Raw genomic sequence first — 25,602 nt, 5'->3', positions numbered from 1 at the left:
CCTGCGGACACAGTTGACGAAACACTATGTCTTTATAGAGAGGATATACAATGATGCCAGGCTTAAGAAGACATCGGAGTTTAAAAAAATAGACCACCTGAATAGAGAAAAAGTAAAGGAATGGCTGAAGCAGGAGGGATTTAAAGAATATGAAGAGCTTATATGGGAATATTTAGGGGGATGCATAGCAGATATTTTGAGAGCAATAAGTATTTTGAGGAAGGGAGAGAATTTAGAGGGGTTTTTAAAAGAGCAGGCGTGGTTGGCATATACGGAGATAGATGAATATTTAGCAGAGTTTGGGGAAGAGGAGACGAAGTTCTTTTTAGAGGTAGCAAGGGAGATAGTGAATAGAGGATACTTTGACATAAGTGGTCTAAAGATAGATAAGAGGAGGATTTTGCAGTCCTGGGCGGAGAAGGAGATACTTTTTTACGACCTGCTGGAGCTGAGGGTAACAGGGAACAGCCGGGTGTATGAGAAAGGCCTGGAGATATTGCTTGAGAGGGATAAGGGTTAATGGGTTGAGGGGTTTGAACCGCCCCAGATTTGCCGAATATAAAAATCTGTGGGAGGATTTTGAAAACAGTTATCGCGAGCCCCCACCCGTCATGGCGAGCGAAGCGAAGCAATCTTTATCCTGAGCAGGAGCGAAGGGATCAGAGTCGCCACGGCGACTTAGTCGCCTCACATAACGCTTTGTAATGTAAAAAATGCTCCCATTAATAAAATATCAGAAAAGGAGTCTAAAAGGGGTGAACGGTAAAAATGAAGGGGAAAGGTAAAATATAAATCGTAATTCACCGTCCACCATTCACTGCTAAGCTGAGCCCTGCTCACCGCCCTTACGGCCAAATTTCGGGAAAAGCTGCATTCTGATGTCTACTTTGCGGAGCTGGTGAAGGATTCCGGGGTTGCTTTTGTTCTGAGGATATTTGGGATAATTTCAGTATATATTTTTACGCTATTACATCAGGTAAAGATTTATATATCTGTGCAAGTATTTAATGAATGCCATTGAAATCTTAATAGTAGCTTCAGCCGGAGGTAGATATTTTGATTGGTGATGCTACAAAGGCAAGGGAAAAACTTGGCCGGAAGTCTAGGCATACTTTAGAGGATCTGGTGCGGGACATGCTCCTGGGGGGATCTTAAACGTAATTATCGGGAGTTGGTGTTAAAGAAGTGTGGATTAAAAGCCGTGAGAGTAGTAAAGAGCTGTGAGTTGTAAGGTGAAAGACTAAGGGGCAAAGGCTGAGGATTTGATTTTTCGGTGAATTGCATTATACTAGAAGTGCAATTTGCCGAGGAGGAAGAAGATGAAGGCAAGAGCAAAAATTAGCCAATCAACAGATCCAAAGGTTACACTCACTATTCGGATTCCTTTAAAGGAAAAAATAGCTTTAGTAGAAGAAGCAAAACGGAGAAATATTACAGTTACAGAATTGATTAGAAAATCGCTTCAGGAGACACTAGGTCTTTCTAAGAAGCTTTCCCAGTGGCCAAAACCAAGACCTTTAGGGATTAAGGAATTTAGAAGAGAAGATCTCTATGAATAAGATATTTTTAGATACAAATGTTCTTGTATCTGCAATAGATACAACGAGAAAAAATCATAAAAAAGCAATCAAACTGATTGAAAAAATCAAGAAAAATACGTATCAAGCCTTTATTTCAACCCAGATTGTTGGGGAGTTTTATGTTTCCCTTACAAGAAATTTTGGGGGAATAAATGCCCCTTTAAGTCCAGATGAGGCAAGGAAAGAAATTGAAGAAATGTTGTTTTCTGGGCTATTTATTGTGCTTCCAGTCACAGAAGATATTTTAAGGAGATGTCTTGCTCTTTGTTCTGAGAAAGATGTAATAGGTGTGAGATTTTGGGATGTAGTTATAATAGCTACCATGTTGGAAAATAAAATACCGATTATTTGTACAGAAAATTTAAAAGATTTTAGAAAATTTGAAGATTTAGTGACAGTTAAAGATCTAGGAGATAGTTCTTGTTAGAGATCGTAAGAAGGGAAAAGAATGAACCGCTCCGAGTTTGTCGGATAGATAAATCTGTGGGTGGATAAGGTATTAATAAATCAAAAAAGTTTTCCAACGAAACGAAGGAACGGGCGGTTCGATTGGTTTTAGAAAACCAGCGGGACTCACACAATAGCGCCTTCAGCAAAACCCGGGGCGATTCACCTAGAACTTAGAACCTAACATTAGGAGGATCGAAAATGGAAGAATTAAACCAGGAACAGTTAGATCTTGAAATCTTACCCAATGAGGCAAAGAAGGAATTGCTAGAGTTTTATCAAATGCCTTTGAAAAAATATAAAATTAAAAAGAGAGGGCTTTTGCCTAAAGGTTTCTATCAACCTATAAAAGTAAAATCTTATTCAAAAATTGCAGCACGGGAAGAAATATATGAAAGAAGATAGAGTTTTTGTAGATACAAATATTTGGATATACGGGCTTACAAAAAGTGGATTAGAGGCTGATAAAAATAAAAAAGAAATTTCTTTGCTAGTGCTTGAAAAATTACTAAAACAGCAGAAACAAATTTTCATATCTATTCAAGTAGTTAACGAATGCCATTGAAATCTTGTTAGAAAGTTTGAATTACCAGATGAAAAAGTTGTGAGATTGATTCATGAAAATGTAATAAAAATTACAAATATAGTAAGTCTAGATTTGACTACTTATATGAAAGCTAATGCATCAAGAATTTGATATAATTTGTCATTTTGGGATAGCCTTATAGTGGCTTCAGCATTGGAAAGCAATTGTTCAGTTCTTTACACAGAAGACATGCAGGACGGGCAGGTGATTGAGGGCAGGTTAAGGATTGTGAATTCGGCTGGTGGGATTTAAAGGCTTAAAGTTAGAAGTAAAATGAAAAATACAGTTGTTTTACAAAAAAGATTATAGATGACATATGAAAAGAGAAGAAATTTTGAACAAATTAAGGGAATACAAACCTATTTTAGAAAAAAAATATGGAATTGTTAGATTAGGAATTTTTGGATCTGTAGCAAGAGGGGACATAAAAGATAGTAGCGATGTAGATGTAATTGTGGAAATAAAGGATGTAGATCCTTTTATTTTATTAGACATTAAAGAAGAACTTACTCGCTTGTTTGGTTGTAGAGTTGATTTGATTAGGCTGAGAAAGAATTTAAACAAATTTTTAAAAAAAAGAATTGAAAGAGAAGCTATTTATGTATGACAAAGGGATTGTATTAGATATTTTAAGACAGATAGAAAACTCAATTAACATTATTTTGAAAAGATTTTCTAAAATTACCGAACCAGATGATTTTGTAGAAAGTGAAGAAGGTTTAGAGAAACTGGATTCAATATGTATGCAATTAATAGCTATAGGAGAAAGTTTAAAGCAGATAGATAAGATTACAGAGGGGAAATTTTTGATTAAATATCCTCAAGTTGAATGGGATAAAGCGAAGAAGATGAGAGATATCATTGCGCATCATTATTTCGATATAGATGAAGAAATTGTTTTTAATGTATGTCAAAAACATTTACCTTTAATGCTTAAAGTTATACAAAAAATGGTAAAGGATTTAGAAATTGAAAATGAATAATATATAAATTTTTTGTAATGCAAGAAAAGGCTCATGAAAGACATGCAAGATGGGCAGGTGATTGAAGGAAATTAAAGGTTGTAGAGGTTGTCATACTACTGGACAGATATTTAGTGAGAAATTTATTTCGTAAGGAAGAGAGAAAATATCTTCTCTTAAATTTAAGCAAAAGTTCTTTTTCTCTTGACAAATTGTTTCTAATATGTTAGTTGTTTTGTCAAACAAAACAAGGAGGTTGAGAATGAGAAAGTTTTCGATTCCGGGTTTCAAGAAAGTAAAAGAGATGGTGTCGGCCTGTCTTTATATGTAAATGAATTTTGCTATTTTAGTCCTCACAACCTCCTAACATTGACCATTCTCATTTATGGAATGATTTTGGAAGGCACATCAAATCTTCAGCGTATAGCTGATTCCCTCCTTTATTGGGCTAAAAATGAAAGCCTCTACAAGAGATTCATGCGTTTTTTTTGATAAACGTATGGATTTAAGGGGTATAGGACTTTTTCTTTTGAAGAGATTTTTATTTTTATTGAAGGGAGCCTCTGGTTCTAAGAAGGTAAGGATTTATTTGATAATAGACAGGCATGAATGGGAGCGAGGGAAGAAGATCAACAATTTACTCACCTTGATGATCTATTCTCTGGAGTGGAATATAGGATTTCCGATACAGGTAATAGATTTAGATGGTAAAGGGAATTCATCTATAGAGGAGCGCAAGCTTTTATTGGAGGAGGTTTACGAAATATTGAGGGGAGATATAGAGAGTGGTGAGATAGAGGTAACGATATTAGGAGACAGGGAATTTGTAGGAGAGAGATGGGAGGATTATATAGGTAGCAAGTTTGGGAACTATATTTTAAGGGTTAAGAGGGATTATGAGGTATGTGATGGGAAGAGGGTAGTAGATATTTATAATGATATGGGTAGAGGGGAGGTGAGGGAGATTAGGAGGGATGGGTGGAGGGTAGTAATAAAGAGGTTATCTGCTTGTAGTGATAGGAGAGATGATTGTTTAGCATTAGTGACATTAGATATGAATAGCAAGGCGGAGGATGTGATAGAGATTTATGGAAGAGGTGGCGGAGCAGAGATGGCAGGAGCTGAATTTGTTTCATGCGATAGAAAGCTTATCAATAAATGTAGAAGATATAAAATAAAAGTTTGGTGTGGTAATCCTGTGGATTTTTGTATAAAGGAGGATTTGCAATGAAAGCTGAGAGATACATGGATGAAGATACGTTAATTAGAAAATCTATAAAAGTATTAATAGATACTTTAGGTCCTGTAAAAACTATTAGATTTTTAAATCTGCCAAGAAAGAAAAGAATTGAAAGCGTGAAGCGTCATAGGGAATGGCAAAAAATGCTTGATAAAGATAAATTTTTTAATGAAGTTTTTGGCAGTACTGAAGGATAAAGGGGTTAATGGGTTAGAGGGTTAATGGGTTAGAGGGTTGAGGGTTGAGGGTTAAAACCCAACAAACTCAATAAACTCACAAACTCATAAACCTAGAACCTAGAACCTAGAACCTAGAACCTAGAACCTAGAACCTAGAACATAGAACATAGAACATAGAACATAGAACATTGAACATTGAACATTGAACATTGAACCTAGAACCTTGAACCTTGAACATCGAACCTTGAACCTAAAAATAGTAATTTTCAACATTTGAAAATATTGAGGGGAGGTCTACTAATGAAGAAACTTCATTTACCCATCATTATTGAGCAAGACGAGGATGGATATTATATAGTAAGCTGTCCAGTTTTTAAGGGATGTCACTCTTACGGTAAAACAATTGATGAGGCAATAGAAAATATAAAAGAAGTTATTGAAATGTGCTTAGAAGAAGAAGGTATTGAAAGCCTTAATGTGTTTATTGGTTTTAGAGAATTAGAGGTTGCTTATGGCTAACTTGCCTGTATTTAAAGGAGAGGAGCTAATCAAACTCTTAGAAACTCTTGGCTTTGAAAGAATAAGGCAAAAAGGTTCGCATGTCAGGTTGAGACATGAAGATGGTAGGGTTACTACTGTGCCGGTTCATAAGGGGAGAGATATTCCTAAAGGGTTACTGAGAAAAATTGTTAGAGAAGATTTAAAAATGACGCTAGGAGATTTCCTTGATGTAGTTGAAAAATTTAAAGATAAATAGTAGAACGATTGAGGGTTAAAGGGTTATAGAGTTGAGGGTTAAAACCCAAACATAGAACATAGAACATTGAACATTGAACATTGAACGTATAGGAACATGATAATCCAAAGATTCGAAGACATCGAGGCATGGAAAGAAGCACGAATCTTAGTTAAAGAAATATATCAAGAATTTAGAGGTATGAAAGATTATGGTTTTCGAGATCAAATTCAGAGGGCAGCTATTTCAGTAATGTCAAACATAGCAGAAGGGTTTGATAGAGGAAGTAATAAAGAGTTCATCCAGTTTTTGATAATTGCCAGGGGATCTGTTTCGGAAGTAAAAAGTCTAAGTTATGCAGCATTAGATATTGGCTATATAGATGATAAGGCGTTTAAGAAAATTTCTGAACGGTGTTTAAAGTTAACAAACTTAATAAATGGTTTTATCCGTTATTTGAAAAATTCAAACAGAAAAAGATAATCTAAAGCAAAGTTCAACGTTTTAGAACATCGAACGTCGAACTTAGAACCTAGAACATAGAACCTTGAACATTGAACCTAGAACCTAGAACTTTGAACTTTGAACATCGGACCTTGAACCTTGAACCTTGAACATTGAACATTTAATGGTTACAAGACTTACGGCCAAATTTCAAGCCAAGCTTAACTCTGATGCCCACTTCGCCGAGCTGGTAAAGGGCTCGGGAACGGCTTTAACCTTAAGAATTGTTGGCATCGGGGCTGGTTATCTTTTTACCTTGCTTGTTACGAGAACTCTGGGGGCCAAGGCCTGGGAGATTTTCGCTCTCTCATTTACGGTTTTGCAAATAACTTCTGTGATCGGCAGGCTGGGGATGGACACAGCGCTTTTGAGGACTATGAAACCCTATGATTACTAGCCTTACAATTAAATTTTCCAAGGTATGGAATCACCCCGGTTTTCGGCGCTACTTTGCCAACACCGCCTGGCTTTTTGCGGAAAAGATCCTGCGGATGGTGGTGGGGCTTTTTGTGGGGGTGTGGGTGGCGAGGTATCTGGGGCCAGAGAGGTTCGGGCTTCTCTCGTATGCGCAGGCTTTCGTGGGGCTTTTTAGTGCCATTGCTACCCTTGGGCTTGATGGGATTGTGGTGCGGGAGCTGGTGAAGGATGAGAGTAAGAGGGATGTGCTTCTTGGAACATCTTTTGTTCTGAAACTTTTGGGGGCTTTTCTGGTTTTTCTGGTGCTTGCGGTGGCAGTGCGGTTTACCAAGAACGATGCTTTTACCAATCTTTTGATTTTTATTATTGCCAGTGGTCTGATTTTCCAGAGCTTCAATGTGATAGATCTTTACTTTCAATCAAAGGTTCTTTCAAAGTTTGCGGTTTTGGCGAATACCATTTCGTTTTTGACTTCTTCTCTGATAAAGGTAGTTTTGCTTATTATAAAGGCTCCTCTTATAGCCTTTGCTGTCGTAGCGGTGTGCGATACATTCATTGCCGCTATTGGATATATGTTTTTTTATAGTAAGTATGGATCTGGAGCTTTTACTAAGTGGAAGTTTAATTTTGAGGTTGCCAAGTCTCTGCTTAAAGACAGCTGGCCTCTTGTTTTTTCGGGAATTGTTATAATGATTTATATGCGCATAGATCAGGTGATGATAAAAAACATGCTTGGTGATTGGTCAGTTGGGCAATATGCAGCAGCAGTGAGGTTAACGGAAGTTTTTTTATTTATTCCTGTAATAATAACAAAATCTTTGATGCCTTCTGTTATTAAAGCAAAAAAAATTAGTGTAAAATTATATTATGATAGACTACAATCTTTGTATCAATTTTTGATTTTTATTGCCTTTATTATAGCGGTACTTGTTTTTTTTACTCGAGATGAATTAATTTCTCTTTTGTACGGCGAGGCTTATTTCAAAGCTTCTAAGATATTGGGTATTTATGTTTGGTCAAATATATTTGTTTACATGAATAACGCTTCGTGGCAATGGTATATTGCAGAAAATCTTCAATACTTGGCAAGCTTGAGGTTAGGATTGGGCGCTTTAGCAAATGTTTTGCTGAATTTATATACGATTCCTCGCTGGGGAATAGCTGGGGCTGCGTTGGCAACATTAATATCATATTCTATAGCTACATATTTTGGTAATTTAATATCTAAAAAAACGATTCCTAACTTTATTTTGCTCACTAAGGCTTTATTTAATTGGAATATAAAGAAGTATAAAGATCCTTTTTAAATTTTAATAAAATATGTTAAGGAAATATAGAATGTTAAAGTTCGCCAAAAGTATTAGTAAAAATTTTAGAGAACATATTATGCGTCAAAAACATAAACAATATTTACCTGATAATCCTATGCATGATGATATTTATATTGTTGAGTTTCCTAAAAGTGGTATTACATGGTTACAGCATATTTTGGGTAATATCGAGCTACAATTAGCTGGCAAAAAAAGGGAATTTATTAGCTTTTATAATCATCATAAATATTTGCCAGATGTTCATCAATTAAGAGGAGCTAATATTAATAGGTTTTTAAATAGAACATTTATTAAATCGCATGCTGAATATAATCCATTTTATTACTTTGTAATCTATTTAATAAGAAATCCGTTTGATGTAATGGTTAGTTATTATAATTTTCTGCTGCATATGGGAGAGAGCTATAAAAATTTTAAAAAATTTGTAAAAAGCGAAAAAGGTATAAAGGCTTGGAAGCGTCATGTGTTAAGTTGGTGGTATAGAAAAGTAGATGCTCAAAGGATTCACTTTATAAAATATGAAGACTTGTTAAAGAATCCTGTGCATGAGATTTCCGAATTATACAAGAATTTAGGAGTGAATGTTGAAAAGGAAATTATTGAAGAGAGTGTAGAAAGGAGTAAGATGGAAAAAATGCGAGCTTCTGAAGAGCATTATAGAAAGTACAATCCTAATTACTCTATGAGTTTTGTAGGAAAACGTGGGAAAATTAAGAAAGAACAGTTTTTGACAGATGAAGTTGGGGAGTACATATTACAAGAAACAAAGGAAATAATAGAGTTTTTTTATCCGGAATTGGTTAAGGATAGAGGAACACCCTGAAGCCAGAAAGAGCTTAGAGGAGTTTTTTAAATCTTTAAAAACGCCTTTGTGGAAGAGGGTTTGGAGGAAAATTAAAAATGTATATAAATATAAAAAGGGAGGGTAATTATGGCTAACCATCACACTTTTAATCAAAGTTTGCAAGATACGTTAAGTTTTTTAAATCATCAAAATAATCCTCCTTATTTCCTTTATTGCAATTTTACCAATAAATATGTAAGTATCCACAGTGGCTCATCTCCTAATATTCCGACTAATTATCCTCAAAATAGAGCTGAAATATTTGAAAAAACAGATAATGGTTTTTGGTATGGACCAATTTCTTCTTATCAAGAAGCACTTGCAATAGCTATTATTATGGCTGATTTTCATCATTTAAATTACGGGGAATATATTAATGTAATAAGCAGAAATGATATAACATATCCTAATAATCATCGTCCTAGATAAAGCGCTTTTTGAGAATTTGGATGTTGAAAGATGAAACTTTCATTTGAAAAGAGGAGGTGGGTTATGCCTTTAACGCCAGTTTTTCATCAGAATATTTCACAACTAATACAGTTTTTAAATGGTCATAATATCCATATTTATGGCATAGCTGATCTTATGAACAGTTCAAATCCTAATGATGAGTTTATCAAAATTTATGTCAACTATCCTAACGCAGGAGTTGTTGCTCACAGACCAATTTGCCCGGATAGACCAAATTTGATTTCTGGGTACGCAGATGCGACTGAAAATGGTTTTTGGGTAGGTATGTTTAGGAGAGAAGAAATAATATACGCGTTTGGTTCAATGCAAGATTTTGTTGATCAGGTTGGGAGGTTATATGGATATTCTAATAATAGTTTATGTCAAAGATGCAACCCGTGAGGGGCAAAATGGAATGTCTTTTATGTGGTAGCAGTGATTTAACTTTTTTGGAAGAAATAAAAAAGAAGGATTTGCTTATTTTGTATAAGAAATTGACAGGAGAGGACTTTTCTTATTTAATTAACGATGATTTAAAATATTATTTGTGTAATAATTGTAAATTAAAATTTTACTTTCCAGTGGTTTCAGGTGATGAAAAGTTTTATAATTGTTTGCAAAAATTTGATTGGTATTATTTAAGCGACAAGTATGAATTTGATTACGCTAAGAAGTTTATAAAAAAAGAAGATTATGTTTTAGAGATTGGAGCTGGTAGAGGGTTATTTGCTAAAAAAATATCTACAAATAAGTACATTGGTTTAGATACTAGTAAAAAAGCTCAAGAATTAGCCAGCAAAGAGGGAATTAAAATTGAAAATGAGACTATTGAAGAACATGCAAAACAAAAAAGCGATTTCTATGATGTTGTTTGCTGTTTTCAAGTACTTGAACATGTCCCAAATCCTAAAAGTTTTTTGGCAGCTTCTATAAAAGTTTTAAAGAAAGACGGTTTATTAATTATTTCTGTACCTAGTGAAGATTCGTTTTTAAAGTATGCTACAAATAACATATTAAATATGCCTCCTCATCATGTTACAAGGTGGAGTAATATTACTTTAGAATATTTGTCAACAATATTTAATTTAGATATAGTCGAAATTTGTCACGAATACGTCTCTGAAATTCACAAAAAATGGTATATAAGTACTTTAATTCAAAGTTTATTATTAACACCTAAACTACTTGATTTAACTATAAAAAGAAAGCTTATTAGCAAATTTTCATTGTTTCTATCTAATATATTAATTGGCAGATTTAAAAAAGAATTTTTTCCTAATGGTCATACTGTTATTGGAGTGTTTAAAAAGAAATGAAAATTTTACATATAAACACATTAGACATAAGTGGAGGAGCAGCAAGGGCTGCTTATAGATTGCATAAGGCACTTTTAGCTGAAGGAATCGATAGTAGTATGCTTGTGCAGATAAAAATAAGCGATGATTATACTGTAATTGATATTGCTGATAATAAGATGCAAAAAGCTTTTAATAGATTAAGACCTATAATAGATCAGATTCCAGTAAAATTTTATAAAAATAGAACAAAGACTCTTTTTTCCCCGGCTTGGTTTGGATTTAATAATATACTTAAAAAAATAGAAGATATAAATCCAGACATTGTTCATCTTCACTGGATTTGTGGTGGAATGATAAAAATAGAAGATTTATGTAAGATCAAAAAGCCAATCGTTTGGAGTTTACATGATAATTGGGCATTTACTGGTGGATGTCATATTAAGTGGGATTGTGAAAAATATAAAGATAAGTGCGGAAGTTGTCCAAGACTAGGAAGTAATAAAGAGAATGATTTAAGTAGATGGGTATGGAATAGAAAACAAAAAACTTTTTCTAAAATGGATAATTTAATAATAAACGGATTAAGCAGATGGATAATGAATGTTTCACAACAAAGTAGTTTACTGAAAGATAAAAGGCATATAAATTTACCCAATCCAATAGACACAAATACTTTTAAACCTTTTGATAAAGAAGAGTCAAGAGAACTTTGGAATTTACCAAAAAATAAAAAATTAATTCTATTTGGTGCAATGAGTGCGACAAGTGATATAAATAAAGGCTTTAAAGAATTAAGTGAAGCTTTAAAAATGTTAAATTTAAAAGATATAGAGTTTGTAGTATTTGGTAGTAGTAAACCACAAAATGCCCCTGATTTTAAATTTGAAACTCATTATGTAGGGCACTTATACGATGATATTAGTTTAGTGACTTTGTATAATGCAGTTGATGTTATGGTAGTTCCAAGTTTGCAGGAAAATTTATCTAATACAATTATGGAATCCCTAAGTTGTGGTACCCCGGTGGTAGCTTTTGATGTAGGTGGCAATTCGGATATGATAGAACATAAAGTAAATGGTTATCTGGCTAAGCCTTTTGATATAGAAGGTTTAGCTTCTGGAATAGAATGGATTTTAAATAATGCTGACTATAAAAGCCTTAGGCAAAACGCCAGGGAAAAAGTTGTTAAAAATTTTGATAGTAAAATTGTAGCTCAGAAATACATTAACTTATACAAGGAAATCCTAAATAAACCATGAAAAAGAGATTAAAATGTCAACTATAATAAGCAGATTGTTAGATTTGCTTAGTGAGGAAAAGCTAACTTGCGATCAAGTTTCGTCTATTGCATACTGCTGGACAGATATTTAGTGAGAAATTTATTTCGTAAGGTGAGAGAAAATATCTTCTCTTAAAATTAAGCAAAAGTTCTTTTTCTCTTGACAAATCGTTTCTGATATGTTAGTTGCTTTGTCAAGCAAAACAAGGAGGTTGAGAATGAGAAAGTTTTCGATGCCGGGTTTCAAGAAAGTTAAAGAGATGATATCGGCCTGTCTTTATATGTAAATGAATTTTGCTATTTTAGTCCTCACAACCTCCTAACATTGACCATTCTCATTTATGGAATGATTTTGGAAGGCACATCAAATCTTCAGCGTATAGCTGATTCCCTCCTTTATTGGGCTAAAAATGAAAGCCTCTACAAGAGATTCATGCGTTTTTTTGATAAACGTATGGATTTAAGGGGTATAGGACTTTTTATTTTGAAGAGATTTTTATTTTTATTGAGGGTGATATGATAAAGCTTTTTGAGAGGAAAAAGCGAGGTGAAGAGGAGAGGGAGGCTCTTTCAGGGATGCTCAAGGATGAAAAAGCAAGGCTTGAGTGGATCAGGCTTAAAAAGCTCAGGAAGAAAGAGGATGGCAAGGAAATTTGGAGATTTCTTTTAAATTTTAAAGATGGTTGGGAGATAGGTAAGAGCATAGTGGAAGAGGATTTTGACAAACTACTTTTTTGGGTAGAAGAAAATGTGCTGTTTTACAACCCAGTAGAAGGGACGGTGAGACATCAGAGCCGGCTTTTGTGGCATACGATAAGGAAGGTAGTTTAGAGATTATGAAGGTTAGGAAATGATATGAAAGAATTAGTAGAGTTAATCAAATTATCATTTTATAGATTATTTATGCCAATAGCGGTAGGTATATCTTTTGTTACTTTAGTCGCTTTTTCCAAAATAAAAATTTTTCCAACTAATGATAATTATATTAATATTTTTTTAAAAAATTTTAGTCAAAATGGAATTCAAGTTCTTACAATTGAAAATATGGAATTAATTTTGCCTGGCTTTTTGTTAATTTTAATATTTTTGATATTATGTTTTGTAATAGGCGAAATTTTTAGTATCCTAGGTGAAATGATTATAAATTTATTTTTTAGTTATTCTCCTATTTTTCCTCTTATAAGAAATCATTTGAACAATAATAAAGATATTACTTTTTTAATGGAAAGGATATCTCCTTATTTAGATAAATGGCTTAGTTATAAAGATTTTGTTGATGCCATTGGTAGGGAAAATATAATAGAAATATCAGAGGTTCATTTTGTTATGAGTAGATTTTTTGCAGGATTAATGGCAGTAAGTTTAGCAACTATTCATATTTTAGTCCCGTGTATTTTTGCAATTATCGCCTTTATAATGACGATAATATGTCGCAGGTTCAAAATCAATAAAATATTAAATTTTGCTTATATTCTTATCCTTTTTGTTAGTTTTTTGGAGTTATTCTTTCTAAAAACTTCTGATTTTAAGTCTATAAAAGATATTTTGGGATCACTTTTGTTTACATTTTTCTTTTTTCTGGCATCGATATATTATCGCTCCCATGCTAATTTGTTGAATCTAGCTATCATCGAGGATAAAAATGTTCGCTAAAATGAATTTTCTAACAGAGCTAAACTCGAACTTCAGCACCACTAGGCTTGCTTATAAGCTGCTTCCGGAGGATTGTCTTGATGGGAGGGGAAGGGTAAGAGAAGAAGTTAAGTTCAAGATAAATCTTCCTGAGCTGGGGATTGTGGATTCAAAGATTCCGAGGCAGGGGGAGGAGAAATTTGACACTTATCTTTTCCTCCCTCCGGGCGAGGGAAGGCAGGGCGAGGGAGGCCTTCGCACGAGGGGGTATTTTAAATTTAGTTATGAGGTTATAGAGGTAGATAGAGGTTGTAGAGGGAGTAGAGGTTATAAGTGGTATACTTGCGATTTCCGCGGGCGAAGGCTTTTTGAGGTGGAACCGCCGGAGGAATTGAATCTTGAGCTGAAAAAGTTTAAAAAAGAGGACGGAAAGACTCATCTCCCTTTGATAACCGTTATTACGGTGGTATTAAACGGCGAAAAATATCTTGAAGAAACAATTCAAAGTGTCATAAATCAAACCTATCCCAATGTAGAATATATTATCATAGACGGCGGCTCTACGGATGGGACAATTGATATACTTAAGAAGTATGAGGATAGAATTGATTACTGGGTGAGTGAAAAGGATAAGGGAATCTATGATGCAATGAATAAAGGTATAAAACTAACTTTAGGTAGATGGGTAAATTTTATGAATGCTGGGGATTATATACTTGATTTAGGCGGATTGGAACTTTGTGTAAATAAAGTTATAGCTTGTTCAGAATATATAAATTCTTTTCTTTTCGGAGTTTTAACTCAACATGGTAAAAAAATATATCCTCACAAGTTTTTTTTTACTAATTTAGGACAACATTTTATGTATAAACTTCCTGTTTACCATCAAGGCATATTTTATAATGTTAATTTTATAAAAAAAAGACAATATTCTCTTAAATATACCTTTATATCTGATTATGTTAATTTTTGTGAATTAATTAAGGAAGGAGTAAGTAAAATTAAATATTTTAGGTATTTATATTGTTTTTATAATTGTGAAGGTTTTTCATCTCTAAATTTTGATCAAGTGAACAAAGAATTTTTGAAGTTTTTTATCTCAAGAAGAAAAATATCTCTGGCTATGTTAAGATTCGGAGCTTATATGTTTAAAAAACTTCAATTTTTGTTGTTAAAAAATAAGTAATGTTTAAAAATTCAGTTTGTTTTTTAATATTGCTAATTTTTATATTTTTTTGTTCTGCTCTTGTTGTATTTTATAATCTTTTCATTTTTTTTCTCCTAATTTTGAGTTGTATAGTTGGTTTTTATTTGTTTAGGTTAAAAGATATAAGATTATTTTTGCTTATTATAAGTTTATTTTCAACTATTTATTTAGCTTTTTATTTCCCTTTTTATGGATTTATTTTAAATTTTACATCAAATTATAAGAATCTTTTGTATGCTGTTGGAATCAGGTCTTTATTAATTAGTTTTTTTTTATTTTTAATTTTCTTTTCAAAAAAAATTTTTAAAAAAAACTTATTATATTTTATGACTATTTTTTATTTAATTTTAGAATTTTTAAGAAGTGAAAACAAAATAGGAGGTATCATATATTTATTAAATTCTTTTTTTCCTGTTTTTCTATTTTTAATAGTCTTGCATTTTACTGCTAAATACCGATTCAAGGGGAAATATGAGTACTTTAAAAAAAATGACAGTATTCTTATTTTAAGAATCGTTTTTGTAGTTATGTTAGTTGTCTATATTATTGATTTAATATATGGATTTTATTTTTTACAATTACAGGAAATTTTTCATCCTAAATATGTATTAGCTATTAAACACAAAGGACATCCTTTTGAAGGACTTTATCATCCATCTTGGTTTTCTATTATAGGAAACAATTGTTATCTTAGATTTTTGGGTATTTTCCCTGATGCAATAAAAAATGGATATTTTCTTGCATTATTTTTTATTTTAATATTTCATACAAAATTAAAGCCTAAAATCTTTAAAATTTATTTTTCTCTTTTCTTATTAAGCTCCTTAGTTTTTACCCTCTGTAAAGGTGCTTTATGTTTATTGGTTATTTATTTTGTGACATATTTTTTGGTCAAATTGAATTATATAAGAAGATTTTCTTTTTATATTGTATATATTTTAATTATCCTTTTTTTACTAATAATTGCTAGTTTTTATTTTCCCGGTAGTAATACTGTTCATGTATTAGGTCTTATAAATGCTTTATATTTTCTTAGTGATTCTTCTATTTTGGAAACTTTGTTAGGAAAAGGCTTAGGATTTGGAGGAAATTTAGCAGTTATTTATACTACTAGTGGAAATTGGATAAAAGCAGGAGCTGAAAGTGGTGTAGGAGTAGTACTTACGAATTTAGGATTAATAGGTTTTTGTTTATATAGTTTTTATTTCTTTAGTTTATGGAGAATTTTGTTAAAAGAAAATAACAAATGTAGTAATATGATGGTATCTTTGCTTCTATCTCTTTATGTTTTAAGCTTTTTACAGGAGGACTTAATAAATAGTAGTATTTGGAGTATGTTTTTCCTTATAATTACGATAAGTGTTTACTATAAAGAAATTTATAATAAAACAACATAAAGTAAAATATGAATTATATCAAAGCTTTTAACATATTATTCAAAGGATTAAAAAAGGATTTTATTCTTTCTCTTTTAGAGAATAAGAAGGGTTTTAATATAATTACTACCGTAAATGCAGAATTTATAGTATTAGCTAATGAGACTGAAAGATTTAGAAGAATTTTGAACAAAAATATATCAACTGTGGATGGGCAGATACCATATTTCTTTTTAAAATTGAGAAATCCTAAATCGAAAATAGAAAAAATTTCAGGTTCAGATTTGATATTTGATATATGTAAAAAAGCATCCCAATTAGGGCTAAAAGTTTTTCTTTTGGGAGGATTAGAAACTTCCAATAAAATATCTCAACAACGGTTAAGAGAACTTTTCCCAGGACTTATTATAAGCGGTTACTCTCCTCCATACTCTCCCTATCCTTTTTCAAAGCAACATAATGAAAAGATTTTGAAAATCTTAAAAGACTTTTCTCCTGAGGTTCTATTTGTAGCTTTTGGTGCTCCTAAGCAGGAGTATTGGATAGAAGATAATAGAACTTTATTGGAAGAAATAGGAATCAGATTAGCAATAGGTGTGGGAGGAACTTTCGAGCTTGTAGCAGGTATAGAAAAAAGAGCTCCTAAGTTCGTTCAAAAAATAGGGCTAGAAAGTATATGGAGACTATATCAAAATCCAAAAAGGTTTAGGAGATTTCTTAGAAATTTCAAATTCTTTAAGTATGCTTTTTTATAAAAAACAAAGGGGGGAGCATAATGATTATTCGCTCTCGTGCACCTTTAAGGCTTGGACTTGCTGGCGGCGGCATAGATGTAAGTCCATATTCCGACATTTACGGTGGTGCGATACTTAATGCAACTATTACCATGTATGCCTATGCAACAATAGAGAAACAACGGAAAGATCGTGTTTAACTCCATTGATAGAAAAGAAAGGATAGAATGTGAAGCTAAAGAAAGATTAAATGTAAATGGTCAGCTTGATTTGTTAAAAGGTGTTTATAACAGAATTGTTAAGGATTTTTCAAAGAGGCCTTTATCTTTTGATCTCTCTACTTATGTTGACGCTCCTCCTGGATCAGGACTTGGGAGTTCATCTACCTTAGTTGTAGCTATTATAGGAGCTTTTGCAGAGTGGCTCAAGCTTCCGTTGGGGGAATATGATATAGCGCATTTAGCTTTTGAGATAGAAAGAAAAGATCTAAGTATGGCGGGAGGGAAGCAGGATCAGTACGCAGCTATTTTTGGTGGTTTTAACTTTATGGAGTTTTATGATAATGATAAAGTGATAGTAAATCCACTAAGGATTAAGCCAGAAGTTATAAATGAGCTTCAGTTCAATCTTTTGCTTTATTATACAGGAACAAGTAGACTGTCGTCTAAGATTATTGAAGATCAAGTGAAAAATGTAAGTGGTAAGAGAGAAAAGTCTATAGAAGCAATGCATAAACTTAAAGAGCAAGCAATAATGATGAAAGAAGCTATTTTAAGAGGAAAGCTTGATGAAATTGGAGAAATATTAGATTTTGGATGGCAATATAAGAAACAAATGGCAGAAGGTATTACTAATTCAGTTATAGATGAGATTTATGAAACAGCTAAGAAGGCTGGAGTACAGGAGGAAAGATTTCAGGTGCTGGTGGTGGGGGATTTATGATGTTTTATTGCCCGGGAAATACAAGATACAAGGTTATTGAAGCTTTACAAAAGTTTGGAGGTGAATTCAGAAGGTTCCAGTTTACTAAATATGAACTTGAAACATGGAGGGTTTAATTTTAAGGAGGGGGTAACGATGGAGAAGATAATTTCTGCTATTAATAACTCAATTGATGTTAAGAAACGGATTGTTGAAAACAAGACTTTGTTAGAGACCATATTAAAAGTAGCAGAAGAGATTGTACTGGCTTTTAAAAATGATAAAAAAGTACTGTTTTGTGGAAACGTAGGAAGTGCTGCGGATGCCCAACATCTCGCTGCTGAATTATCAGGAAGATTCTACTTTGACAGAGAACCATTATTTGCAGAGGCTTTACATGTAAATACTTCCTATTTAACGGCAGTAGCCAATGATTATTCTTACGACGAAGTATATTCAAGACTTGTAAAAGCCAAGGGTAGAAAGGGAGATATCCTGATAGGGATTTCTACATCCGGTAATTCTAAAAATGTAATCAAAGCTATTGAAGTTGCAAATAATATCGGAATGATAACAGTGGGAATGACTGGAGAAACCGGTGGAAAAATGAAGGATGTTTGTAAGTATTTAATTAACGTTCCTTCAAAAGATACTCCAAGGATTCAGGAAGCTCATATAATGATTGGTCACATTATATGTGAGATTGTAGAAAAGGAGCTTTTTAATGGTTAAAGAAGCTATAGTTCTTGCAGGTGGGTTAGGGACAAGGCTTAGAAAGGTTGTAAAAGATGTTCCTAAACCTATGGCAGATATAAATGGAAAACCTTTTTTAGAGTATTTACTAACTTTTTTAGCTAAACAGGGAATAGAAAAGGTAATTTTATCTGTAGGATATAAGTATGAAGTAATAAAAGGTTACTTTGGGAAGTCTTTTTTAGGTATAGAACTTGTTTATTCTGTGGAATGTAAACCACTTGGAACAGGAGGAGGTATAAGAAAAAGTCTTTCTTATATAGATTCAGAGAATGTTTTTATTATGAATGGTGATACATTGTTCGAGGTAGCTTTAAATAAGCTTTTTCTTTTTCATAAGGAAAAAAAATCTTTGCTTTCGGTTGCTCTTAAACCAATGAAGCAATTTGATAGGTATGGAGTTGTAAAGCTGGATGAAAATAAGAGAATAATTGGTTTTGAAGAAAAAAGATATTATGAATCTGGATTGATAAATGGAGGCATTTACTTACTGAATAAAAATTTTTTTATGTCTTTTGACTTAAAAGAAAAATTTTCTTTTGAAAAAGATTTTCTTGAAAAATACTATACTATATATGATTTCTATGGATTGGAATTCAATAAATATTTTATTGATATAGGAATTCCTGAAGATTATGAAAGAGCAAAGGAAGATTTTAAAAAGTTTGAATATAGATAAAAGCTGGACCCTATTTTTAGATAGGGACGGTATTATAAACAAGAAAATAGAGAATGATTATGTTAGAAATTGGGAGCAGTTTGAATTTTTGCCCGGGGTTATTGAAGCTTTAAAAGTTCTTGGCAATATTTTTGGAAAGATAATAATAGTAACAAATCAAAGAGGGATAGGAAGAGGATTAATGACATATAATGATCTAAAAGAGATTCATAATAAAATGCTAGAAGTTTTTAAAGTTAATAGAATAAAAATCACTACAATTTATTATTGTCCTCACGATTATGAAAAAGAAGTTTGTAATTGTAGAAAGCCTAGAATAGGTATGGCCTTAATGGCAAAGAAAGATTATCCAGAAATTAATTTTAGTAAATCTATAATGATAGGAGATTCTTTGTCTGATATAGAGTTTGCTAAAAACGTAGGAATGATCGGCATTGCTGTCAATAATCCAAATTTATCAAAGAAAGGCTTTATTTATTTTGGATCTCTTAATGATTTTGCAAAAGTTTTGAAGGAGAAATATAAAAAATGCTAACATATTTATTCTTTCAGGTGCGGAAGCTAATGAAAAAACACGGCAAAAGTGGGAAGAAAAAAAGAAAGAGGAGTCTTCAGGAAACGATCTTGTATGGATAGTGCACGGTGTTATTCTTGCTCAGGGATTTATTTCTCTATCTATTTTGCTTTTTTAATTTTTGTTTATGTTATTTTAGGGAAAATTTTGAATAAAAAATGAAAATCCATAAAAATCCTATAGAAAATTTGATGGCAGATTAAGTGATTACAGGAGCTTAACAGATGGCTAAAAAAATTGCGCTGATTACCGGAATTACAGGACAAGATGGAGCGTATTTAGCAGAATTTCTGTTGCAAAAAGGATATGAAGTTCATGGAATAAAAAGAAGGGCTTCTCTTTTTAATACCGATAGAGTTGATCATCTCTATAAGGACCCGCATGAGGAAGATGTAAATTTCTTTTTACATTATGGCGATATGACGGATTCTACGAATTTGATCAGAATCATTCAGGAAGTACAACCTGGTGAAATTTACAATCTCGCCGCGCAGTCTCACGTAAAGGTTTCTTTTGAAACTCCAGAATACACAGCTAATGCCGATGCCCTGGGGACTTTGCGTCTGCTTGAAGCCATAAGAATTTTGAAAATGGAAGACAGGGTCAAGTTTTATCAGGCCTCCACCTCCGAGCTTTATGGCAAGGTGCAGGAGATCCCTCAGAACGAAAAGACGCCTTTTTACCCCAGAAGCCCGTATGCCGCAGCTAAACTTTATGCCTACTGGATCACCGTGAACTACCGGGAGGCCTACGGAATTTTTGCTTGCAATGGTATCCTCTTTAATCACGAATCCCCTATTAGAGGCGAAACCTTTGTTACCAGAAAGATTACCCGGGCGGCAGCGAGAATAAGGCTTGGTTTGCAAAAGAGGCTTTACCTCGGAAACCTCAACGCTAAGAGAGACTGGGGCCACGCCAGGGATTATGTAGAAGGCATGTGGCTTATACTCCAGCAGCCCGAACCGGATGATTATGTTTTGGCCACCGGGGAAACCCATTCCGTAAGAGAATTTGCCGAAAAAGCCTTCAAACTTTTAGGCATAGAGATCGAGTGGCAGGGAGAGGGGGTGGAGGAAAAGGGAGTGGTGAAGAAGGTGAAAGATGTTGTAGAGGGGCTAGAGGGAGTAGGAGTTAGTTGTGGAGTTAAGGAAGGAGATGTGGTGATAGAGGTTGATCCTCGGTACTTCCGGCCTACGGAAGTGGATATCCTCATAGGCGATGCCACGAAGGCTAGGGAAAAACTTGGTTGGAAGCCGAAGCACACCTTTGAAGATCTCATAAGGGATATGGTTTTCGCAGACCTTGAGCTGGCCAAAAGGGAACTGTATCTCAAAAATGGAGGATATAGAGTAAGAGGTAGCGAGGAGTGAAAGATGAGAATTTATTTGCTCTCCGTTACGCGTCATATGTTTAAAGCATCATATATTATTTGTAATAAAATCACATAAAAGACTATAGGGGTATTTATGATGGGTGAAGTAAATATCTATTTAGAGAATGACTATTTAATTTTAAAGGTTCCGTTTGTGAAAATTATTAGTAATAAAGAACTAGCTAATTTGTTTAGTCTTTTTAAGGCTGAAAAATTGAAAGAAAAAATTGAACTTGATGAAAGGTCTTTTGATGAATTATTAAAAGATTTTGACGACATCTTGAGGGCTAAAGTAAAAGAATGGCTTGAAGAAACAAAGGGAAATTTATGAAATTAGTTGTAGATACCAATATAATATTCTCTGCGCTTCTTAGGAAAGAAAGTAAGGAATTGCTTATTCTAAAAAGTTCATCCTTCCAATTTTTTACTCCCAAAATCGTATTCATAGAACTATTTAAATATAAAGAAAAAATATTGAAATATACTCATTTGCAAGAAGACGAAGTAATAGAACTTTTTCAGATTATTTTTGAAGACATCAAAGTGATTGACGAATCTCAAATTCCTTATGGATTTAGAAAATTAGGTTATGATTTAACCAAGAATATAGATATTGAATATAGATATTAAGGATTCATTCTTTGTTTCTTTGTCTTTGGCTCTTCATGCTAAATTATGGACCGGAGACAAAAGGTTGAGAGAATATCTTATTGTCAATGGCAGAAAAGAGCTAGTTATTACTACTCATGAATTATTAAATATAGTAGCAAAAGTTTAATCAATTTCTTGTAATTTGAGGAATAAAACAATGCAAAAAAATAGTAAAATCTTTGTGGCTGGTGCAAGTGGGCTTGTTGGGAGTGCGATAGTAAGGAAGCTCCTTGAAAGAGGTTATGAGAATATAATAGGTTCTTGCTTTTCTAAAAATCCGAAATCTTTATATTCAGACTATGAAGAGCAAATTAAAAATGGATATCTTAGATTTGTAAGAATTGATCTAACAAATCAGAGTGAAGTGAAAAATTTTTTTCAAAAAGAAAAACCGGAGTATGTATTTTTAGCTGCGGCAAAAGTTGGTGGAATATGGGCAAACAATGTCTACCGAGCTGAGTTTATCTATCAGAATCTTCAAATTCAAAACAATGTAATACATCAAAGCTATCTCAGCGGTGTAAAAAAACTCTTATTTTTGGGAAGCACCTGTATATATCCAAGAGATTGTCCACAGCCCATGAAGGAAGAATATCTTTTGACCGGAGAGCTTGAATACACAAACGAGCCTTATGCCATAGCCAAAATTGCTGGCATGAAAATGTGTGAAAGCTATAACTTGCAGTATGGAACGAATTTTATTTCGGTTATGCCTACTAATCTTTATGGCTACAACGATAATTTTGATCTAGAAAAATCTCATGTTCTTCCGGCTCTATTAAGAAAAATGCATCTTGCTAAAGCTCTTGAGGAAGAAAACTGGGAGGAAATAAGTCAGGACTTTAATAGACGGCCTATAGAGGGTGTTGATGGTTCAGCTCCTAAGGAAACTATTTTAAAAATTCTTGAAAAATATGGAATAAAAGAGGGGCAAGTAGAGGTCTGGGGAAGCGGAATGCCGAAAAGGGAGTTTTTGTGGTCTGAAGATATGGCCGATGCCTGCGTTTATCTAATGGAGGAAATAGATTTTAAAGATATCGTAAAAATGATGTATCCGGAATTAAATCTTAGGCCGGATTTTCCACTTATCTCGTATGTAATAGAAGGCCAAAAGATTAGAAATACCCATATAAATATCGGGACGGGTGAGGAGATATCTATAAAGGAACTGGCTTATCTTATAAAAAATGTAGTAGGGTTTAAAGGCGAAATATATTTTAATAGTTCAAAGCCTGATGGAACACCAAGGAAAGTAACAGATATTTCAAAGCTTCACTCGTTGGGGTGGAAACATAAGGTATCGTTGAAGAAAGGAATAAAAAAGTTGTATAAGTGGTATGTTACGAGTGATGTGGCTTGATGAAGAAACTTTTAAGTGCATAGTTGCCCATGCTCCTTTGGTTTCGATAGATTTAATTGTTGAGAATGGAGAAGGAAAGATTCTGGTTGGTAGAAGGAAAAATCCGCCGGCAAAAGGGTTTTTGTTTGTTCCTGGGGGAAGAATCTTTAAAAATGAGACTATTGAAGAGGCGTTTAGACGTATAACTTTTCAGGAGCTTGGAAAAGAGATAGATGCCGCATCTGCTAATTTTTGGGGAGTCTATGAGCATTTTTACAAGGACAGCTTCTTTGGAGATGAGTTTTCAACTCACTATGTAGTTCTAGCTTACAAGTTGAAGGTTACCGACAGCCTGCCATTGTTAAATTCTCAGCATTCCGAGTATTTATGGCTGAGAATTGAGGAGCTTTTAAACAGAAAAGATGTGCATGTTTATGCAAAAGCTTACTTCAGGAGGGGACAATGAAAGCCATAATACTTGCCGGGGGATCGGGGACCAGGCTTTATCCGGTTACGTTGGCGATAAATAAACATCTTTTGCCTATATACAACAAGCCCATGATTTGTCTTTAGTGATGCTTCTTGGCATTAGAGAGATATTGTTTATCGTAAATTCGGAGGACCTAGATGATTTCCAGAAACTTTTTGGAGACGGTTCTCACCTGGGAATGAACATACAATATCAGATTCAGGAAATGCCCAACGGGCTGGCGGAAGGATTGATTTTGAAAAATATGGGACAGGCGCGAAATTGAAAGCTTGCCGCCGGAGTATTTCACAATGTCTCTTCAATCTGTGAATGATCTTTGAAATTTTTGCCTTGCGATTCTTAATATTGACTTGTATATTGAAGGTCTAACGATCTGTGGGCCTCGGAGGGTACCATGAGAAGTACGGTCACAAAAAGAGGGCAAACGGTAATTCCCGCTCCTATCAGGAAAAAGTACAGGATAGAAAGGGGGACTACTTTGCTATGGATAGACACCGGAGAAAACATTAGGGTGGTGCCTCTTCCTGAAGATCCCATAAAGGCTTTAAGGGGGATAGCAAAGGGAGAGAATCTGGGAAAGAAAGTGCTCCGAGAAAGGAAAAGAGATGAGATCCGAGAATAGACCTTTTTTTCTTCTCGATACGTCGGCCTGGTTGGCCTACATGGAAGAGGAAGAAGGGGTGGATAGAGTTGAGGAAATACTTAAGACCGGGCGGGTTTTAATGCCTTTTATGGTTCTATTAGAAATCTATTACATTTCTTATCGAGAGAAAGGGGAGGAGATAGCCAATCGAAGATATGCGCTTTTGAAAAGTTTAGATATTGAATTTCTATGGAATCTTGACGAACCTATTTTGCTTACGGCAGGAAGGTTTAAAGCACTACATCGTCTTTCGTTAGCAGATGCTATTATAGCAGCAGCGGCCAAGATAAAAGGCGCCATACTGGTCCATAAAGATCCCGAATATGAAGCACTTGGGCAGGAAGTAGATCAAGAAATATTGCCCTATAAGAAAGCTTAAACAGAGTGAGTGGTTGAGGGAGCTAAGGTCTAAAGGCGGAAAGGTCAGAGGCAAAAGAGGTTGTAGAGGTTCGAAGCTCAACGTTCGATGTTCAAAGTTAATGGGTTTAAGGGTTTGGGGGTTACAAACCCAATAACCCAAAAAACGCAATAAACTCAACAAACGTAGAGCATAGAACTTAGAACATCAGATATGGAGGTAGAAAGGTGAAGCCATAATTCTTGCCGGTGGTTCAGGAACAAGGATTTATCCGGTTACCTTAGCTATTAATAAACATTTCCTGCCTATATATAACAAGCCCATGATTTATTATCCTCTGTCTCTGGTGATGCTTCTTGGCATTAGAGATGTTCTTTTTATTGTTAATCCTAGTGATTTAGACGATTTTCAAAAGCTATTCGGTGATGGTTCGCATTTGGGGATGAATATACAATATCGGGTTCAGGAAAGGCCTAATGGACTTGCGGAAGGATTGGTTTTAGCCGAGGAGTTTATCGGTGGTGATAATATCTGCTACATGCTGGGAGATAATATCTTTTTTGGACATAATCTCGTAAAAATCATGGGTGAGGCAAGGCACGAAATCGAAAACAATGGCGGGGCCTATGTTTTCGGGTATTACGTCAAAGATCCGGAGAGGTTCAGCGTGGTGGAGTTCGACGAAGATGGAAATGTCATATCCCTTGAAGAGAAGCCTCATCCGAAGCGGATTTTGCCTGGCGCGCATTCAAGAAATTTTGTTATAATACCTTCATGAAAAAGCTTCCGGTCGGCATCCAGAGTTTTGAAAAGATACGCACAGAAAACTTTTATTATGTTGATAAAACTTATTTTGTGAAAAAACTCGTTGAGGAAGGAGGAGGATATTATTTTCTTTCCCGTCCCAGGCGTTTCGGAAAGTCCCTTTTTCTTGACACCCTGCGGCAGGCTTTTCTTGCCAGACGAGAGCTTTTTCAGGGCCTATACCTTGAAAACAACTGGGATTGGTCTGTTAAGTAT

Annotated in this window: 36 protein-coding genes and 3 pseudogenes; all 39 read left to right on the top strand. The window is 34.0% G+C overall.

Going from position 1 to position 25,602, the window contains the following annotated elements:
• Positions 1 to 520, top strand: a 520-nt coding sequence (locus TH606_RS11725; RefSeq protein WP_197460549.1) for a hypothetical protein, incomplete at its 5' end; no start/stop codon positions are given.
• A gap of 799 nt (positions 521 to 1,319) precedes the next feature.
• Positions 1,320 to 1,559, top strand: coding sequence for a hypothetical protein (locus TH606_RS09170; RefSeq protein WP_068543162.1), 240 nt, complete (start codon positions 1,320 to 1,322; stop codon positions 1,557 to 1,559).
• Positions 1,552 to 2,007, top strand: a complete 456-nt coding sequence (locus tag TH606_RS09165) for a PIN domain-containing protein (protein WP_068543160.1) — start codon at positions 1,552 to 1,554, stop codon at positions 2,005 to 2,007. Before TH606_RS09170 ends, TH606_RS09165 begins: the two co-directional genes overlap by 8 nt.
• A 221-nt stretch (positions 2,008 to 2,228) precedes the next feature.
• Positions 2,229 to 2,432: a hypothetical protein gene (locus tag TH606_RS09160; RefSeq protein ID WP_068543158.1), complete on the top strand. Its 204-nt coding sequence runs from the start codon at positions 2,229 to 2,231 to the stop codon at positions 2,430 to 2,432.
• The gene (locus tag TH606_RS11545) at positions 2,419 to 2,592 is read left to right on the top strand and encodes a PIN domain-containing protein (protein ID WP_157627903.1); all 174 of its coding nucleotides are present in this window, start codon (positions 2,419 to 2,421) and stop codon (positions 2,590 to 2,592) included. Before TH606_RS09160 ends, TH606_RS11545 begins: the two co-directional genes overlap by 14 nt.
• 337 nt (positions 2,593 to 2,929) lie before the next feature.
• Complete coding sequence (locus TH606_RS09150) at positions 2,930 to 3,220, top strand: nucleotidyltransferase family protein (RefSeq protein WP_068543156.1); 291 nt, start codon at positions 2,930 to 2,932, stop codon at positions 3,218 to 3,220.
• Positions 3,213 to 3,596 (top strand): HepT-like ribonuclease domain-containing protein, encoded by a 384-nt coding sequence (locus tag TH606_RS09145; RefSeq protein ID WP_068543155.1) that lies wholly within the window; start codon positions 3,213 to 3,215, stop codon positions 3,594 to 3,596. Before TH606_RS09150 ends, TH606_RS09145 begins: the two co-directional genes overlap by 8 nt.
• Positions 3,597 to 4,029: 433 nt before the next feature.
• Positions 4,030 to 4,806, top strand: coding sequence for a hypothetical protein (locus tag TH606_RS09140; protein WP_157627902.1), 777 nt, complete (start codon positions 4,030 to 4,032; stop codon positions 4,804 to 4,806).
• On the top strand, positions 4,803 to 5,012 hold the full coding sequence (locus tag TH606_RS09135; protein ID WP_068543151.1) for a hypothetical protein: 210 nt from the start codon (positions 4,803 to 4,805) through the stop codon (positions 5,010 to 5,012). The genes TH606_RS09140 and TH606_RS09135 overlap by 4 nt, the downstream gene beginning before the upstream one ends.
• Before the next feature lie 282 nt (positions 5,013 to 5,294).
• Positions 5,295 to 5,513, top strand: a complete 219-nt coding sequence (locus TH606_RS09130; RefSeq protein ID WP_068543149.1) for a type II toxin-antitoxin system HicB family antitoxin — start codon at positions 5,295 to 5,297, stop codon at positions 5,511 to 5,513.
• Positions 5,506 to 5,751, top strand: coding sequence for a type II toxin-antitoxin system HicA family toxin (locus tag TH606_RS09125; protein WP_068543147.1), 246 nt, complete (start codon positions 5,506 to 5,508; stop codon positions 5,749 to 5,751). The genes TH606_RS09130 and TH606_RS09125 overlap by 8 nt, the downstream gene beginning before the upstream one ends.
• A 96-nt stretch (positions 5,752 to 5,847) precedes the next feature.
• Positions 5,848 to 6,213 carry a four helix bundle protein gene (locus tag TH606_RS11720; RefSeq protein ID WP_197460548.1) on the top strand — a complete coding sequence of 122 codons (366 nt, stop codon included), beginning with the start codon at positions 5,848 to 5,850 and terminating at the stop codon, positions 6,211 to 6,213.
• 145 nt (positions 6,214 to 6,358) lie between these two features.
• A complete protein-coding gene (locus tag TH606_RS09120) occupies positions 6,359 to 6,631 on the top strand; it encodes a hypothetical protein (RefSeq protein WP_068543145.1) in 273 nt (90 codons plus the stop codon).
• Positions 6,621 to 7,958 carry a flippase gene (locus TH606_RS09115; RefSeq protein WP_068543142.1) on the top strand — a complete coding sequence of 446 codons (1,338 nt, stop codon included), beginning with the start codon at positions 6,621 to 6,623 and terminating at the stop codon, positions 7,956 to 7,958. The genes TH606_RS09120 and TH606_RS09115 overlap by 11 nt, the downstream gene beginning before the upstream one ends.
• A 79-nt stretch (positions 7,959 to 8,037) precedes the next feature.
• The gene (locus tag TH606_RS09110) at positions 8,038 to 8,805 is read left to right on the top strand and encodes a sulfotransferase domain-containing protein (protein ID WP_197460547.1); all 768 of its coding nucleotides are present in this window, start codon (positions 8,038 to 8,040) and stop codon (positions 8,803 to 8,805) included.
• Between the two features lie 108 nt (positions 8,806 to 8,913).
• The gene (locus TH606_RS09105) at positions 8,914 to 9,255 is read left to right on the top strand and encodes a hypothetical protein (protein WP_068543139.1); all 342 of its coding nucleotides are present in this window, start codon (positions 8,914 to 8,916) and stop codon (positions 9,253 to 9,255) included.
• Positions 9,256 to 9,318: 63 nt separating this feature from the next.
• Positions 9,319 to 9,678, top strand: coding sequence for a hypothetical protein (locus TH606_RS09100; protein ID WP_068543138.1), 360 nt, complete (start codon positions 9,319 to 9,321; stop codon positions 9,676 to 9,678).
• Positions 9,679 to 9,686: 8 nt separating this feature from the next.
• Positions 9,687 to 10,592, top strand: coding sequence for a class I SAM-dependent methyltransferase (locus TH606_RS09095; protein ID WP_068543136.1), 906 nt, complete (start codon positions 9,687 to 9,689; stop codon positions 10,590 to 10,592).
• A complete protein-coding gene (locus TH606_RS09090; RefSeq protein ID WP_068543133.1) occupies positions 10,589 to 11,833 on the top strand; it encodes a glycosyltransferase family 4 protein in 1,245 nt (414 codons plus the stop codon). Before TH606_RS09095 ends, TH606_RS09090 begins: the two co-directional genes overlap by 4 nt.
• Positions 11,834 to 12,369: 536 nt before the next feature.
• A complete protein-coding gene (locus tag TH606_RS09085; protein ID WP_068543131.1) occupies positions 12,370 to 12,684 on the top strand; it encodes a hypothetical protein in 315 nt (104 codons plus the stop codon).
• A 24-nt stretch (positions 12,685 to 12,708) separates the two neighbouring features.
• A complete protein-coding gene (locus TH606_RS09080; protein WP_068543129.1) occupies positions 12,709 to 13,506 on the top strand; it encodes a hypothetical protein in 798 nt (265 codons plus the stop codon).
• Positions 13,496 to 14,671 (top strand): glycosyltransferase family 2 protein, encoded by a 1,176-nt coding sequence (locus tag TH606_RS09075; RefSeq protein WP_231887773.1) that lies wholly within the window; start codon positions 13,496 to 13,498, stop codon positions 14,669 to 14,671. Before TH606_RS09080 ends, TH606_RS09075 begins: the two co-directional genes overlap by 11 nt.
• 125 nt (positions 14,672 to 14,796) lie before the next feature.
• Positions 14,797 to 16,089: a hypothetical protein gene (locus tag TH606_RS09070; RefSeq protein WP_157627901.1), complete on the top strand. Its 1,293-nt coding sequence runs from the start codon at positions 14,797 to 14,799 to the stop codon at positions 16,087 to 16,089.
• Between the two features lie 8 nt (positions 16,090 to 16,097).
• Positions 16,098 to 16,823, top strand: a complete 726-nt coding sequence (locus tag TH606_RS09065) for a WecB/TagA/CpsF family glycosyltransferase (RefSeq protein WP_068543124.1) — start codon at positions 16,098 to 16,100, stop codon at positions 16,821 to 16,823.
• Between the two features lie 20 nt (positions 16,824 to 16,843).
• A pseudogene (locus TH606_RS09060) lies at positions 16,844 to 17,860 on the top strand (GHMP family kinase ATP-binding protein).
• A gap of 19 nt (positions 17,861 to 17,879) precedes the next feature.
• The gene (locus TH606_RS09055) at positions 17,880 to 18,455 is read left to right on the top strand and encodes a D-sedoheptulose-7-phosphate isomerase (protein WP_068543166.1); all 576 of its coding nucleotides are present in this window, start codon (positions 17,880 to 17,882) and stop codon (positions 18,453 to 18,455) included.
• A complete protein-coding gene (locus tag TH606_RS09050; protein ID WP_068543122.1) occupies positions 18,448 to 19,155 on the top strand; it encodes a nucleotidyltransferase family protein in 708 nt (235 codons plus the stop codon). Before TH606_RS09055 ends, TH606_RS09050 begins: the two co-directional genes overlap by 8 nt.
• Positions 19,142 to 19,690 carry a D-glycero-alpha-D-manno-heptose-1,7-bisphosphate 7-phosphatase gene (locus tag TH606_RS09045; RefSeq protein ID WP_197460546.1) on the top strand — a complete coding sequence of 183 codons (549 nt, stop codon included), beginning with the start codon at positions 19,142 to 19,144 and terminating at the stop codon, positions 19,688 to 19,690. Before TH606_RS09050 ends, TH606_RS09045 begins: the two co-directional genes overlap by 14 nt.
• A 263-nt stretch (positions 19,691 to 19,953) precedes the next feature.
• Entirely contained in the window at positions 19,954 to 21,099 is a 1,146-nt protein-coding gene (gmd, locus tag TH606_RS09040; RefSeq protein WP_068543118.1) for a GDP-mannose 4,6-dehydratase, read from the top strand.
• Positions 21,100 to 21,195: 96 nt separating this feature from the next.
• Complete coding sequence (locus TH606_RS09035; RefSeq protein WP_068543116.1) at positions 21,196 to 21,432, top strand: hypothetical protein; 237 nt, start codon at positions 21,196 to 21,198, stop codon at positions 21,430 to 21,432.
• A complete protein-coding gene (locus TH606_RS09030; protein ID WP_068543114.1) occupies positions 21,429 to 21,731 on the top strand; it encodes a PIN domain-containing protein in 303 nt (100 codons plus the stop codon). The genes TH606_RS09035 and TH606_RS09030 overlap by 4 nt, the downstream gene beginning before the upstream one ends.
• Complete coding sequence (locus TH606_RS12110; protein ID WP_197460545.1) at positions 21,715 to 21,879, top strand: PIN domain-containing protein; 165 nt, start codon at positions 21,715 to 21,717, stop codon at positions 21,877 to 21,879. The genes TH606_RS09030 and TH606_RS12110 overlap by 17 nt, the downstream gene beginning before the upstream one ends.
• 30 nt (positions 21,880 to 21,909) lie before the next feature.
• Complete coding sequence (locus TH606_RS09025; protein ID WP_068543112.1) at positions 21,910 to 23,112, top strand: GDP-L-fucose synthase family protein; 1,203 nt, start codon at positions 21,910 to 21,912, stop codon at positions 23,110 to 23,112.
• On the top strand, positions 23,102 to 23,557 hold the full coding sequence (locus TH606_RS09020; RefSeq protein WP_068543110.1) for a GDP-mannose mannosyl hydrolase: 456 nt from the start codon (positions 23,102 to 23,104) through the stop codon (positions 23,555 to 23,557). Before TH606_RS09025 ends, TH606_RS09020 begins: the two co-directional genes overlap by 11 nt.
• A pseudogene (locus TH606_RS11405) lies at positions 23,554 to 23,819 on the top strand (sugar phosphate nucleotidyltransferase); the annotation flags it as partial. The gene TH606_RS09020 and the pseudogene TH606_RS11405, both read left to right, overlap by 4 nt.
• A gap of 156 nt (positions 23,820 to 23,975) precedes the next feature.
• Positions 23,976 to 24,203 carry an AbrB/MazE/SpoVT family DNA-binding domain-containing protein gene (locus TH606_RS09010; protein ID WP_068543107.1) on the top strand — a complete coding sequence of 76 codons (228 nt, stop codon included), beginning with the start codon at positions 23,976 to 23,978 and terminating at the stop codon, positions 24,201 to 24,203.
• Complete coding sequence (locus TH606_RS09005) at positions 24,187 to 24,603, top strand: PIN domain-containing protein (protein WP_068543105.1); 417 nt, start codon at positions 24,187 to 24,189, stop codon at positions 24,601 to 24,603. Before TH606_RS09010 ends, TH606_RS09005 begins: the two co-directional genes overlap by 17 nt.
• A gap of 214 nt (positions 24,604 to 24,817) precedes the next feature.
• A pseudogene (locus tag TH606_RS09000) lies at positions 24,818 to 25,300 on the top strand (sugar phosphate nucleotidyltransferase); the annotation flags it as partial.
• A 56-nt stretch (positions 25,301 to 25,356) separates the two neighbouring features.
• A partial coding sequence (locus TH606_RS08995) for an AAA family ATPase (protein ID WP_157627900.1) occupies positions 25,357 to 25,602 on the top strand: 246 nt, incomplete at its 3' end.

Origin of the sequence: Thermodesulfatator autotrophicus, assembly GCF_001642325.1 — a bacterium.
Classification (GTDB): Bacteria; Desulfobacterota; Thermodesulfobacteria; order Thermodesulfobacteriales; family Thermodesulfatatoraceae; genus Thermodesulfatator; species Thermodesulfatator autotrophicus.
Note: the sequence above shows the minus strand (reverse complement) of the source record. Positions and strands in the feature narration are given on the sequence as shown.